Annotated in this window: 16 protein-coding genes; 2 read left to right on the top strand and 14 right to left on the bottom strand. The window is 61.6% G+C overall.

Going from position 1 to position 12,547, the window contains the following annotated elements; translation table 11 throughout:
- Nucleotides 1-140: 140 nt before the first annotated feature.
- The 3 genes from BS630_RS01245 to BS630_RS01235 all read right to left on the bottom strand — a co-directional run bounded on the left by BS630_RS01245 (nt 141) and on the right by BS630_RS01235 (nt 2,296).
- Nucleotides 141-920, bottom strand: a complete 780-nt coding sequence (locus tag BS630_RS01245; protein WP_077975940.1) for a VOC family protein — start codon at nt 918-920, stop codon at nt 141-143.
- Nucleotides 921-990: 70 nt separating this feature from the next.
- Nucleotides 991-1,458 carry a DUF1579 domain-containing protein gene (locus BS630_RS01240; RefSeq protein ID WP_077975938.1) on the bottom strand — a complete coding sequence of 156 codons (468 nt, stop codon included), beginning with the start codon at nt 1,456-1,458 and terminating at the stop codon, nt 991-993.
- Between the two features lie 109 nt (nt 1,459-1,567).
- The gene (locus BS630_RS01235) at nt 1,568-2,296 is read right to left on the bottom strand and encodes a DUF899 domain-containing protein (protein WP_077975936.1); all 729 of its coding nucleotides are present in this window, start codon (nt 2,294-2,296) and stop codon (nt 1,568-1,570) included.
- 88 nt (nt 2,297-2,384) lie between these two features.
- On the opposite strand from BS630_RS01235, the gene BS630_RS01230 reads away from it, so the two are divergent.
- The gene (locus tag BS630_RS01230) at nt 2,385-2,831 is read left to right on the top strand and encodes a MarR family winged helix-turn-helix transcriptional regulator (protein ID WP_020049099.1); all 447 of its coding nucleotides are present in this window, start codon (nt 2,385-2,387) and stop codon (nt 2,829-2,831) included.
- A gap of 92 nt (nt 2,832-2,923) precedes the next feature.
- Here the strand turns inward: BS630_RS01230 and BS630_RS01225 are convergent, their stop codons facing one another.
- Nucleotides 2,924-3,346 carry an organic hydroperoxide resistance protein gene (locus tag BS630_RS01225; RefSeq protein WP_077975934.1) on the bottom strand — a complete coding sequence of 141 codons (423 nt, stop codon included), beginning with the start codon at nt 3,344-3,346 and terminating at the stop codon, nt 2,924-2,926.
- Nucleotides 3,347-3,470: 124 nt separating this feature from the next.
- Between BS630_RS01225 and BS630_RS01220 the strand changes: the two genes are divergently transcribed.
- Nucleotides 3,471-3,959: a MarR family winged helix-turn-helix transcriptional regulator gene (locus tag BS630_RS01220; protein WP_026265067.1), complete on the top strand. Its 489-nt coding sequence runs from the start codon at nt 3,471-3,473 to the stop codon at nt 3,957-3,959.
- Between the two features lie 55 nt (nt 3,960-4,014).
- On the opposite strand, the gene BS630_RS01215 is transcribed toward BS630_RS01220, so the two are convergent.
- From BS630_RS01215 to BS630_RS01165, 10 genes are all read right to left on the bottom strand, one after another.
- A complete protein-coding gene (locus BS630_RS01215; protein WP_003546479.1) occupies nt 4,015-4,239 on the bottom strand; it encodes a hypothetical protein in 225 nt (74 codons plus the stop codon).
- A gap of 219 nt (nt 4,240-4,458) precedes the next feature.
- The gene (rpsU, locus tag BS630_RS01210; RefSeq protein ID WP_003546477.1) at nt 4,459-4,698 is read right to left on the bottom strand and encodes a 30S ribosomal protein S21; all 240 of its coding nucleotides are present in this window, start codon (nt 4,696-4,698) and stop codon (nt 4,459-4,461) included.
- Nucleotides 4,699-4,775: 77 nt separating this feature from the next.
- The gene (locus BS630_RS01205) at nt 4,776-5,060 is read right to left on the bottom strand and encodes a hypothetical protein (protein WP_020049097.1); all 285 of its coding nucleotides are present in this window, start codon (nt 5,058-5,060) and stop codon (nt 4,776-4,778) included.
- 164 nt (nt 5,061-5,224) lie between these two features.
- Nucleotides 5,225-5,434 carry a cold-shock protein gene (locus BS630_RS01200; protein ID WP_003546468.1) on the bottom strand — a complete coding sequence of 70 codons (210 nt, stop codon included), beginning with the start codon at nt 5,432-5,434 and terminating at the stop codon, nt 5,225-5,227.
- Nucleotides 5,435-5,782: 348 nt separating this feature from the next.
- The gene (locus BS630_RS01195) at nt 5,783-6,517 is read right to left on the bottom strand and encodes a L,D-transpeptidase family protein (protein ID WP_077975933.1); all 735 of its coding nucleotides are present in this window, start codon (nt 6,515-6,517) and stop codon (nt 5,783-5,785) included.
- Between the two features lie 177 nt (nt 6,518-6,694).
- Nucleotides 6,695-7,501, bottom strand: coding sequence for a L,D-transpeptidase (locus BS630_RS01190; protein WP_077975931.1), 807 nt, complete (start codon nt 7,499-7,501; stop codon nt 6,695-6,697).
- Between the two features lie 106 nt (nt 7,502-7,607).
- On the bottom strand, nt 7,608-8,528 hold the full coding sequence (locus tag BS630_RS01185) for an alpha/beta hydrolase family protein (RefSeq protein ID WP_077975930.1): 921 nt from the start codon (nt 8,526-8,528) through the stop codon (nt 7,608-7,610).
- 116 nt (nt 8,529-8,644) lie between these two features.
- On the bottom strand, nt 8,645-10,270 hold the full coding sequence (locus tag BS630_RS01180; protein WP_077975929.1) for a cisplatin damage response ATP-dependent DNA ligase: 1,626 nt from the start codon (nt 10,268-10,270) through the stop codon (nt 8,645-8,647).
- 280 nt (nt 10,271-10,550) lie between these two features.
- Nucleotides 10,551-11,561, bottom strand: a complete 1,011-nt coding sequence (locus BS630_RS01170; protein WP_017959550.1) for a ligase-associated DNA damage response exonuclease — start codon at nt 11,559-11,561, stop codon at nt 10,551-10,553.
- A gap of 87 nt (nt 11,562-11,648) precedes the next feature.
- Complete coding sequence (locus BS630_RS01165) at nt 11,649-12,455, bottom strand: alpha/beta fold hydrolase (RefSeq protein ID WP_077975927.1); 807 nt, start codon at nt 12,453-12,455, stop codon at nt 11,649-11,651.
- Between the last annotated feature and the right edge of the window lie 92 nt (nt 12,456-12,547).

Raw genomic sequence — 12,547 nt, 5'->3', positions numbered from 1 at the left:
CGGGGAGAGGGACGTGCCCTGTGAGAGGTGGGTGGGGAACGGAGAGGTTGCGGCATATCCCCTTCGCCCCGCAAGCGGGGAGAAGGTGCCGGCAGGCGGATGAGGGGCCAACCACCCACCGCCAACGTCGCTCCCAAACCCTACCGCTTCGGTGCGACCAGGCAGAAGAAGGCGCCTTGCGGGTCGGTGGCCTGGATGATCCAGCTGCCGCCGGGGACTTCCATCGGGCCGTTGACGACCGTGCCGCCGCCTGAGGTGACACGTTCGATCGCGGCGTCGAGGGTGGGCACGATGAAATAATAGCACCAGAAGGTCATCGGCATGTTTTCCGGCTTGGTCATCATGCCGCCGGTCTGCCTGCCGTTATGGGCGAAGATGTAGTAGACGCCCATCGGTCCCATATCCATCTCGCTGTCCTTCGTCCAGCCGAACAGCTTAGAATAGAAGGCCAGCGCCTCTTTGCCATTGCCGGCATAGAGTTCGCGCCAGCCGATATTGCCGGGGGCATCGAAGGCCAGTTCCGGCATGGGTTTCTCCATCGGCGCCGGCGTCATGATGCAGAGCACCGCGCCATGCGGATCGGCGACGACGGCGAAGCGGCCGATGGTCGGAATGTCTTCCGGCGGACGGCGGACCGAACCGCCATTGGCGGCAAAATCCTTGGCCGACTGGTCGACGTCGTCGACATCGACATAACCCGTCCAGTTCGGTGGAATGCCCTTACCTTCGAGCTCGGCCGGAAATTCCATCAGCCCGGCGACGCCGATGCCGTTCGCCTCGAAGATCGTGTAGGTGGGCATGCCCTCCACCTTCATTTCCGAGGTGGTCCAGCCGACGACAGAGCTGTAGAATTTCGCCGCGGCCGATGTGTCGGGGGTCATCAACTCGCACCAGATGAACTTTCCATGCGTCTTGGACATCGTACTCTCCCTTTTTCGACGCCGCTTTTTCCTGGGCCCCGTTTTTGGGGTTTGGGGCGCGCCGTGATTGTCAGATCTTGCGGGCGTAATGCGCTTCCATGAACTGCTTCCACGAGCCATCCGGCTGTTTGGTGCTGGAGACGAAAGTGCGATGATCGGCGTCCACGAAGATGATCTGCTCGCGATAATCGGTAAGGCCTTCGGTGTTGAAGTCGGGACCTGTCGTATAGAGGTCGAGCACATTGCCCGACGCGTCGACCTCGCCCTCATAGACCCACATATAGTCCATCATGCTGCCGATCCAGCTGCCGATGTACTTAGCTTTCGAAGTATTGTAGCCGAGCGTCAGGATGCTGGTGGCTTGTTTGCCATCCGGCATCCGGCCGGTCCCTTCGGCGACGAACCAGATGCCGTGCAGTGAGCGCACGGTCTCGATCCAGGGCTCGCCGCCACTCATGTCGGGTGTGGTGACGGTCCAGTCGCCGACCAGTCTTTCCAGGAAGGAATGTTCCTTCAGCACTTCAGCGGTCTTCATCATCCTCTTCTCCCTTGAATGATGGTGGTGTTAGTTTTTACGCATCCTGTGAAAGTCACTTCGCGGCTTTTCCCGGCAAAGCCGCTTACACTTTTCGGCATCATGCTCCGGCTCAGTGACAGCAGGATGGCGCCTTGGCGGCTTCCTCATATTCGTCGTGGCGGCGCACGAAATTCATCGTGCTGTCCTCGTTGCGGCCCTTCGGCGCGCGGTCGAGCATCATCAGGGTGCCGATCAGTTCTTCCGGCCCGCGGGCATAACTCGAATAGGTATGGAAGACCTCGCCCTTGTCGTTGCAGTAGAAAGCGCTGAGGCCCGGCAGTTCGTCATTGGCATCAGCCGGCGGCATAGGCGTGAAATTGTAGAAGACTTTGTCTTTGGCAAGATCCTCCGGGCTGAAAGAAACGTGATAATCGAAATTGAAATCGTTGCCGAAGGAAGAAACCCAGGGAAATTTCCAGCCCATGCGCTGTTTATAGGCGGCGATCTTATCGAGCGGTGCGCGCGAAACGGCGACCCAGGTGACGTCGTGATGGTTCAGATGCGGCAGGGCGCCATCGACATGATCCGACAGGAAGGAGCAGCCGGTGCAGCCGGCATCCCAATCCGGGCCAAGCATGAAATGGTAGATCAGCAACTGGCTGCGGCCGTCGAAGAGATCGGCGAGCGACTTCCTGCCCTCCGGCGTTTCGAAGACATAATCCCTGTCGACCTTCACCCAGGGCAGCGCCAGACGGGCGGCGTTGACGCTGTCGCGCAGCCGCGTCGCCTCTTTCTCCTTTGCCAGCAGGGCACGGCGGGCTTCGAGCCACTCTTCGCGGGATACAACTTCATTCTGCATGGAATGCGCCCTCCTCCGGCGCTTGCCGGTGAAGCCGGCTCATCTCCTTCTCCTTGACTAAATAGATTGATATCAATAGAAATGGAGCATGTCAAATTTGATCGAGATTCCTTTTTCCACGACGCTGATGGTGCGCGACACCTGCCTTTGCCTGCATGTGCAGCGGGCAGCACGCGCGCTTGCCCGGCTGTTCGACGATGCGCTGAGGCCGGCCGGGCTGACCAATGGGCAGTTTTCGCTGATGATGTCGCTGAACCGGCCCGAGCCACCGCCGATGGGGCCGGTCGCTGCGCTGCTCGCCATGGATCAGACGACGCTGACGGCGGCGCTGAAGCCGCTGCAGCGCAAGGGCTGGGTGACGGTGACGGAGAATCCGCGGGATAGGCGCGGCCGGCTGCTGAGCCTCACCCCTGAGGGCAAGGCGGTGCTGGCAAAAGCGCTGCCGATCTGGAAAAGCACACATGCGATGATCGACGGAAAGCTGCCGAAAGGCGGCTCCGCCCGGCTGCGGCAGGATCTGCAGGCGCTGTCATGAATAACGATAGAAACGCCGGGGCCCGCCGGACAGCGCGCCGTCCGGCGGGCAGATGGCGGCAGCCGATACGGCTACCAAGTTTTTAAAATCGATCAGGCGACGGTGACTGGGACCTCGGTCGAGGTGCGCATCGCGTGGCTGTAGGGGCAGACGATGTGGGCTGCGGCTGCGAGCTTTTCGGCGGCTTCGCGGTCGAGGCCTGGGATGTTGACCGTCAGCGCCACTTCGATGCCGAAGCCGCCGCCATCTTCACGCGGGCCTATGCCGACCTTGGCGGAGACCGTCGTGTCCTCGGGAATCTTGACCTTCTGCTGGCCCGCGACAAATTTCAATGCACCGAGGAAGCAGGCGGAGTAGCCGGCAGCGAAGAGCTGTTCGGGATTGGTGCCGGTCGCGCCGTCACCACCGAGTTCCTTGGGAACGGTCAGCGTCACGTCCAGAACGCCGTTTTCGGAAACGGCGCGGCCCGCGCGGCCGCCGGTGGCAGAGGCTTTGGTCGTATAGAGAATAGGCATGACAATCTCCTTTGGTTGGCCCTTCGATCGGGTTGGATTTTTATTATCGCACGATTAAATTGCACGCAAGTGAATTTTGCAAATTGCATTTCGATTTCGGAAAGAGGACAATCAGGCTTCAGGGATAATAGATATGAGAGCGCAAACGACGAAGACGATGGAGATACCGCAAGAGGAGAAGCGACTGGAAAAGCAGTTGTGCTTCGCGGTCTACGCGACGGCGCATGCTTTCACCCGCGCCTACAAGCCCATCCTCGACAGGGTCGGCCTGACCTATCCGCAATATCTGGTGATGCTGGTGCTGTGGGAACGCGGCGAACTGCCGGTCAAGACGATTGGTGAGCAGCTGGATCTCGATTCCGGCACGCTGTCGCCGCTGTTGAAACGGCTGGAACAGAGCGGGCTGATCAAGCGCATCCGCGACCTGCGCGACGAACGGCAGGTGATCGTGTCGCTGACCCCTAGAGGTGAGGCAATGAAAGGAGAGATCGATACGATCATGACGGCGATCGGGCAAGCCGCAGGCTGCACGCTTCAGGAAATGGCCGAGATGCGCGACATGCTGCATCGGCTGCGGGGCAATCTCGGGCGGGCCGGCACGGGCGGCGGCTGAACGCATTCACCCCGTAGAGCCGGCACTCGGTGGAGCCGGCGTGCGCGCCGAGAAATCAGGGCCGCGGCTTGGCCGGCGACCGGCGCTTCTTTGCAGGCGCAGCCTTAGGTTCGGCCTCGGCCTCCTGCTGCAAACGCAGCGCCTTCAGCTTCTCCGTCTTCTTGTCACGGGCCGATGCCTCGGCGGCGATAATGGCGCGCGCCGTGTGATCGGTCGCTTCCGCCTTGTCGCGAGACGAAAGCTTGGCGGGATTGAAGAATTCTCCCTTGGTGGCGGTCATAGGCCCCTTTCCCAGGTGATGGCGGCGTTACTGCATCGTTCCTCAAATCGGAATCGGTTCAAGGAATTATGCTGAAATTCAAGTGTCACAGCCTCATTGCGCGTCTGGAAATGACGCGCGGCGCTGTAAGCGATGGCTCCACGGCAGAAACCATGATTCACGGCTGAACCGTGATTGCCACGGTTGGGCCGTGATGCCATGGTTGGGCCACGCCCGGGATTAGCGGGTGGGGCGGAGAACCTTCTTCGGTGCCGGCAGCAGACCTTCGCGCTGCAGCTTCTTGCGGGCGAGCTTGCGCTGGCGGCGAATGGCCTCGGCCTTTTCGCGGGCGCGCTTCTCGGACGGCTTCTCAAATGCGCTGCGCGCCTTCATTTCCCGGAACAGGCCTTCCCGCTGCATCTTTTTCTTGAGCACGCGGAGCGCCTGATCGACATTGTTATCTCTGACGAGTACCTGCAAAACGATATCCTTCCTGTCGCGGCGGCGAGGCCGCACTGTCCAAAATAAAAAACCCGGGCCAAATAAAAAACCCGGAACTACTTCCCGATTTTGATGCTCGAAAACTTCAGCCAGGGCTCGGCGCCGTCGGACTTGGCCGCCACCTCGGGGGAAGCCCTCGACGGAGATTCACCGGTGTCGATGTCGGCCTCGGTGATGCGGCGCTCGAAATTCTCCGCGTCGAACTGGACACGATATTGCACATGCCCGTGGTCGTTGGGCAGGATGCTGGAGATCCGGCACCGCTTGTTGGCTTTCGCCGTTCGAGTGAGGCCGGATTTCAGCACGATCATGTCGCCGACTTTATAGTTTTGTCTGCCCATTTCAGCGTCCCTTCAACTCTTCGGCTGCTCAATCGGTCAATCACAAGGCCTGCGCAAAGCAAAAAGGCCGGGCTCGAACCCGACCTCTTCCAGTCACTCAGCCCGCTGCCAGTTTGGTCAGCCCGCTGCCAGTACATCCGTGGTCAGCGTAGGCGAATGACAAATCATGCGGCCTGAAGGTTGTCGGCCGAATTCTTGCCGGACTTCTTGTCGCGGACGAGATCGTAGCGGATCTTCTGACCTTCAACGAGTTCGCGCATTCCGGCGCGTTCAACCGCTGAGATATGGACAAAAACGTCCGTAGAACCATCATCGGGCTGAATGAAGCCAAAACCTTTGGTGCCATTGAACCACTTGACGACGCCTGAATTCATAACGATCTCCTTTTCAACCGTTTATGTTCGCCTGCGGAAAGATGTCCGACAAGCCGTATCGATGTTGAGAGGATATCTGACGGAGCGCTCAAGCGCGTGGACAAAGGTCGCAAGCAATTCGATACGCACCATGTAGGATATTTACCAAATTAAGCAATGGTATTTCGGAAAATAATTCTCTCGAGGGGGCAAAATGAAGCTCTTGCCTCAGGAGAAAGCACCTGTTTTTCCGGGGCAAAGCGCCACCTTGCCTGGGACAAAGCAACCACTTGCCTGGGGGAAAGCACCGGCTTGCCCGGGAAAAGCGATCGATCCGAGGCGGCCGGATTGCGGCCGCCTCGGTGACGATCATTGCCAGACGACGATGGGCGCCTTTGTCGGCACGCGGTCGTAGAGATCGATGATATCCTGGTTCATCAGCCGCACGCAGCCCGACGAGACGGCCTTGCCGATCGAGCGCCAGTCGGGATTGCCGTGCAGGCGGTAGAGCGTGTCCTCTCCGTTCGAGAAGATATAGAGCGCGCGGGCGCCAAGCGGGTTCTTCAGACCCGGCTCCATGCCGCCGTTCTCGATCGAATATTTGACGAGTTCGGGCTGACGGGCGACCATCTCGTTCGGCGGCTTCCAGCGCGGCCATCTCTGACGCCACTGGATGACGCCCGACCCCTGCCAGGCGAAACCCTCGCGGCCGATGCCGACGCCGTAACGCATCGCCATGCCGTCGCCCTGGACGAGATAGAGGAAGCGCGACGGCGTATCGACGACAATGGTGCCGGGGGGCTGACCAGTGGGATCGACGACGCGCTGGCGATAATAGCGCGGATCGATCTGCTCGTAGGGAACGGCTGGAATGAGAAAGCCGCCGTCTTCGATGGGGCCATACATGACGGCAAGTTCCGCCCCGCTCGGCACGCTCGATGTTCCCATCGATTGGAACAGGCGCATGGGCGAACGGTAAATGATCGTCGTATCGCCTGATGTCACGGTGTTGGCTGAGGAGGCGCAGCCGGTGAGCGCAGAGGCTGCGGTCAACGCCGAATAGGAAAGAAAGCTGCGGCGGGAAAGATGTCTATCGAAGCTCATGACGCGAGACTGATTTCCTTTGATACGGGAAGCCGGACAAGACGCCGGTTAAACCGGTGATTCGTCCGATGCCGATAACGATATTAGGAATATCTATCGGCTTGCGCCAAATAAACCATAGCTTCACGCAGACGTGTCCCGCCAGAAGCAGACGATATGGGAAGCGCTGTTGCAGCACTACATCACAACGATCTCGGCCTTGGCAGGAAGGCGGTCGTAGAGATCGACGACGTCCTGGTTCAGCATGCGCACGCAGCCCGACGAGGTGGCCTTGCCGATCGACTGCCAGTCGGGTGTGCCGTGGACACGGTAGAGCGTATCCTGCCCGTCCTTGAAGATATACATGGCGCGGGCGCCGAGCGGGTTCATCAGCCCCGGATTCATGCCGCCATTCTCCGCGCCAAACGGGCGAACTTCTGGCTGGCGCGAGACCATTTCGACCGACGGCGTCCAGCGCGGCCATTTCTGCTTCCACTGGATGACGCCGCGGCCGGACCAAGAGTAACCGTCGCGGCCGAGACCGACGCCGTAGCGCATCGCCTTGCCGCTGCCCTCGACGAAATAGAGGAAATGCGCCTTGGTATCGATGACCACCGTGCCGGGGCGCTCGGTCGTCTGATAATCGACCTCCTGGCGCAGGAACTGCGGCTGCACGCGGCTGACCGGGATCGCCGGCAGGGTGAAATCCTCGTCACGCTGCTGGCCATACATCGCCATGTGCACGGGATTGGTGACCGGCAGGCCATAGGTCTGGTGGAACTGGGTCTTGTAGAGCTCGCGCGTCTGCGGCACCGGCTGATCGGGGATCGGCCGAACCCGGCGCGGATCGACGCCGGGCGGCTGATAGAAGACCGGCGAGGTTTCCTGGACGAAGCGGGCGGGCGAATCGGCGGCGACATCGGGAATGAGGATGTTGCAGCCGCTCAGCGACGCAACCGCAATCACGAGCCCGGCAAGTGGGAAGACCCGGCGCAGAAAATTCATGGAACCACCCTTATCAACGATCGGCGAGACAGCGATATCTGCCGGAACGATGGCATCTGCGGCTGGCGCGAAGCTGGCGTTGATGTGGGAAAGGCGGCGGCGAAAGTCAGGCCGCCACCCCGCGGAAGAAGCGGATGCTCTGTTCGATCTCGGCCGGCAGCGCCGAGGTGTGGTTGCCGGCGACGGTTTCCGTCTCGATGGGAACGCCGGCGCCGCGGGCGCGGCGGGCCAGCAGATCGGCGCGGTCGTTGAAATGCGGCTCCTCGGTGCCGTGGACGACACGGACCGGGCATTTGAAGCTGTGGGCGTAACATAGCGCCGAACGCACCTCGAATTCATGCGCGTTGCTATCGTCGAAACGGATGTCCTGGGGATAGCGGTTGAAGAAGCGGAAGGCATCGGGGTTGCCTGAAATCGGTGCAGCGGCGCGGAATTTGTGGGTGCTCATCGCCGTCAGCATTGTCAGCGTGCCGCCGATGCTGTGACCGGCGATGAAGAGGCGCTCGGAATCGACGCCCGGCAGATGCGCCAGGCGCTCGGTGGCGGCGAGCACGTCGTCGACCTCGTCGTAGAAGCCGGAGAAATTGCCCATCTGGCCGTTTTCGCCGCGCAACGACGGCATCATCACCACGTAACCAGCATCCGTATAAGGCTTCATCAGCTGCCAATGGCCGATGCCCATGGCATTGCCGCCGTGCAGGAAGAGCACGGCCGGCCTGGCGGCGCGCTCGCGCTTGTATTTCGAGACAAAGGCCGCCAGCTCCAGCTCGCCGTAACCGGAGCGGTAGAAGATCTTGTCGGCATCGGCAGGCGCATTCAGCGGTTCGTATTTGTCGGGCGCCGGGCCCTTCTGCAACAGCTTGGTGCGGAAATGGTGGCGGACCTTGGTATAGTCGCGCTTGGCAAGGCGCGGCTCGTCCGGGACATCGAACGCGGCCGCCATGCGCGGCAGGATAAGTGCGCCGGCAAGACCCGCCAGGATGGCACGGCGCTGGAGGAAAAGGGAATTTCGTTCACGCGAGCTCATAACGCAGCATCCATCATTTCCCCGGCACGCAGAATCTGCACCGGAAGATCGTTGCCGCCAATACACATGCTGTTGAAAATATTGCCCTGCGTCATTGTTGCGCAGGGCTTGCAACTTCACGCCGGCTTGGCCTCGATCATGGCGATCAGCGTGCGCAGCCGGTCGGCCTCGTAGGAGGGTTTGTCGGGGCGAAGGCGGGCGATGCGGGGGAAGCGCATGGCGACCCCCGATTTGTGCCGGGTCGAACGGTTGATGCCCTCGAAGGCCACTTCGACGACGAAGCCGAAATCCTTGTCGGCGCGCACGGCCCGCACCGGGCCGAAACGCTCGGTGGTATTATTGCGCACGAATTTGTCGAGCACCTCGAGCTCGGCATCGGTGAAGCCGAAATAGGCCTTGCCGACGGGCACCAGCTGTTCGCCGTCCTCGTCATCGGCCCAGACGCCGAAGGTGAAATCGGAATAGTAGCTGGAGCGCTTGCCGTGGCCGCGCTGGGCATACATCAGCACCGCATCGACATTATAGGGGTCGCGCTTCCACTTGAACCAGGGACCCTTCATGCGGCCGGCCTGGTAGATGCTGTCGCGGCGCTTGATCATCAGGCCTTCGATGACCGGATCGGGCGGGGCGGCGCGCAGAGTATCGAGCTCTTCCCACGACGAGAACGGCACGAGCGGCGAGAGGTCGAAACGGTCATGGGGGGCGCGGTCGATGATCTCGGTCAGCCGGTCGCGGCGATCGATATAGGTGCGGCCGCGGACGTCGTCGTCGCCATCGAAGAGCAGGTCATAGGTGCGGATGAAAGCGGGGTAATCGCCAAGCATCTTTGCCGTCACCGTCTTGCGGTTCAGGCGCTGCTGCAGGTCCGAGAAGGTGCGGGTCGGGCTATTGGAGCGGGCGGTGCCGCCGACCAGCAGCTCGCCGTCGACGACGCCGGAAAAATTGATCGCGTCGAGAATATCGGGAAAGGCGCCTGATATGTCGTCGCCGGAGCGGGAATAGATCTTGCGCCTGTCGCCGGAGCGGGAGAGCTGGACGCGGATGCCGTCCCATTTCCATTCGGCTGCATAATTCGCCGGATCGAGACCGGTCAGATCCCCCTCCTCCACCGCATTGGCGAGCATGACGGAATGAAATATCGCCGGTGTGGCCAGGACCGGTTTTTCGCCGCCACCCGCCAGCCATTCGAACAGCGTCTCATAGGGCGGCTGCAGGCCATGCCAGAGAGTTTCGATCTCGGTGACGTCCTTGTCGCCGAGATCGGCGAGCGCCTGCTTGGCAAGGCGGGCGGAAACGCCGATGCGCATGGCGCCGGTGGCAAGCTTGATGAAGGCGAAACGGCCGGACGAATCCAGCCGGTCGAGAAGGTCGCGGACGTAGCTGCGGACTTCGGTTTGGCCGAGGGCATTCATGCCGGTGACGATCTCGCCGAGGCGCGGCTGGGCAAGGGCCGAGCGGTCGATATCCCTCTCATTATCCCAGACGAGCGAGATGGTTTCGGCAAGATCGCCGACATAGTCGTAGGAATAGCGAAACAGCACCTCGTCCATACGCTCCAGCACCAGCTCGCGCAGCATGGCGGGCTTGACGTTGCGCACCTCCAGCGTGCCGGCGATGGCGGCAAGGCCGTAACCGCGGTCAGGGTCCGGCGTGTCGCGGAAATAGTCGGTGAGAAGCTTCAGCTTGCCGTTACGGCCGGGGGTCAGCACCAGGCGGTCGAGGAGATCGGCGAAGGCTTTCATGGGTGCCTCCCACTGGCGTGGAGAGGCCCCACGGGTGCTCCCTCATTCCTGTCCTCGGGCTTGACCCGAGGGATGTCACAGGAATCCAGTGCGTCCAAGTCCTTGGACGCGGGACGCTCTTTTTCGTTGCATGAGTCTTTCACCGCGCCGACGCGCGGTGGCTGCATTCCTGTGACAAGCACAGGAATGAGGGAGCGAGAAATGCGACGGGCGCGGCACGAACGCCCCTCCCCCTTGTGGGCAGCGATTGGGGAGCGGTTCTCAGCGACAAACTCCACTTTCAATCCCCCTCGTCCTCGTAACCCACCAGATGCAGCGGCTTCGCCTTGATGCCCTGCAATTGGCACCAGCGCACCAGGGCCTCCTCGCGGCCATGCGTTACCCAGACCTCGGCCGGGTGAAGCTCCCGGATTGTTTCCGTCAGTTCCGGCCAGTCGCAATGATCGGAGATGACGAGCGGCAGTTCGACGCCGAGCTGCTTAGCGCGCTGGCGCACCATCATCCAGCCGGAGGCGAAGGCCGGCAGCGGCTCGTTAAAGCGCCGGGCCCAGCGGTCAGCGAAGGCCGATGACGGGCCGATGACGACCGCACCCCTGAAGGCGGATTTGTCGCGGCTTTCGATTGTCGCCGGCAGTAGTTCCCCGAGATCGATGCCCTGCCCGATGTAATAGTCGCAGAGAGTTTCCATGGCGCCGTGGATATAGATCGGTTCGGCATAACCGGCATCGCGCAGCAGCCGGATGACGCGCTGGGCCTTGCCGAGCGCATAGGCGCCGACGAGATGGGTTCGCTCGGGAAATTGCCGCAGCGATGCCAAAAGCTTGCCAATCTCGTCCATCGGATCGGGATGATGGAAGACCGGCAGGCCGAAGGTCGCCTCGGTGATGAAGACATCGCACGCAACCGGCACGTAGGCGGCGCAGGTCGGGTCGGGGCGGCGCTTGTAGTCGCCGGAGACGACGATGCGGGTACCGTTCTTCTCGATGGCGATCTGGGCGGAGCCGAGCACATGGCCGGCCGGGTGAAAACTTACCTTGACGCCGTTGACCAGCAGTTCCTCGCCGAAAGCTGCCGCCTGCTCGCTGGCGCAGAAACCGTCGCCGTAACGCAAGCGCATGATGTCGAGCGTCTGGCGGGTGGCAAGCACGTTCACATGGCCGGGGCGGGCATGGTCCGAATGGCCGTGGGTGACGAGCGCCTGCTCGACGGGCCGCACCGGATCGACATAAAAGCCGCCTTCCGGGCAATAGAGCCCCTCGGGGGCGGGATAAAGCAGCGCATCAGGTCTCATGAAACGAGAGATAGCGGCAAATGGGCGCGAGGCCAGAGGGCGGGAAGAAGGGACTGGCGAATGCGCCGCGGTCAACCCCGGCGATCGTCACGGCCCTATTCCATCGAGGAAGGATTCCACGGCGGCATTAAATTGCGACGGCCGCTGCAGCGGCGCGAAATGGCTGACGCTTGTGAGATAAATCATCTCAGCGTTCGGAATGCTGCGGGCAAGATATTCGGCATGGTCCGGCTTGATGAATTCGTCGTGCTCGGCAAGGACAATCGCAACCGGCACGCGGATCAGGCCCAAGTCGGCGGCCTGATAATTCGGCTCCGTCCGCATCATCAGGCTGACCGCCTCGACGAATGGATTAAAATCATCCGGCGTGGCGGACAATGCGGCATAGTCCTTGGCGTGCCGGCTGAAGCATCGGTCGATGACCGGAGTCGCGACGAATTCCCGCGTGCCGCTCGGATCCATGTTGCAGCCGAAGAAAAAGACGCCCTCGACCCGCGACGGCGCCGCCATGGCGAGGATCAGAGCGATGCAGGCTCCGTCGCTCCAGCCGATGATGGCCGCCTTGTCGAGATGCAGTTCGTCCATGACGGCGAGCACATCTGAAGCCATCAGCTCATAGCTATAAGGACGGGAATCGTGGGTGCTTCGTCCATGGCCGCGGCTGTCGATCAGCACGACGCGGCGGCCGCGGCGCGCGAGCGCCGGGACCTGATAGCCCCAGTTGCCGCTATGGCCGAGGCCGCCATGCAGCAGAATGACGGGTGGGCCAGAGCCATAGCTCGCATACCAGATACGGGCGCCGTCGTGCGCGACATGACCGTCGACTGCCGCCGGCGGCAACGGGGCAGCGCCGTGCGCTTCGAAATGGATAAGCTCGTCGTCGTCAAATTCCATAGCAATCAGACTCATTGTTGTCGCAGCATAGAAAAGCCAGAAAACAGCCCAAGAACAACCGGAATCGCTTTCTAGCACTTGCTCGTCGATGC

This window comes from Rhizobium laguerreae (assembly GCF_002008165.1).
Classification (GTDB): domain Bacteria; phylum Pseudomonadota; class Alphaproteobacteria; order Rhizobiales; family Rhizobiaceae; genus Rhizobium; species Rhizobium laguerreae.
Note: the sequence above shows the minus strand (reverse complement) of the source record. Positions and strands in the feature narration are given on the sequence as shown.